Origin of the sequence: Pseudomonas sp. 2822-17 (assembly GCF_002742485.1) — a bacterium.
GTDB classification, from domain to species: domain Bacteria; phylum Pseudomonadota; class Gammaproteobacteria; order Pseudomonadales; family Pseudomonadaceae; genus Aquipseudomonas; species Aquipseudomonas cyclaminis.
Map to the genome: position 1 here is coordinate 1 of NZ_LJRZ01000912.1, position 253 is coordinate 253.

The window sequence follows — 253 nt, forward strand, 5'->3', positions numbered from 1 at the left end:
AGGCGACGGCTGGTGTAGGCCAGAAGAACGTCGCAGCTAAGTACATCGTTGCACCGAGCACAAAGAAGGCAGTTGTTGGATTTACCATCAGTCGTTTCATCGGTGAGATCATGAGTACATCTGCACCGCTTGATTGTAGAGACTTCAGCATCGCAACCATCAGTGCGATAACCAACATGATATCGAATAGAACCATCCCTGAATTTAAGAAGGCTTCAAAGACTACTTGTGCTGATGCTACAATTCCATCTAC

General features: G+C 46.2%; 1 pseudogene. It reads right to left on the reverse strand.

The window, feature by feature from the left end:
* Nucleotides 1-253 (reverse strand): annotated as a pseudogene (locus AOA60_RS33670) (hypothetical protein); the annotation flags it as partial.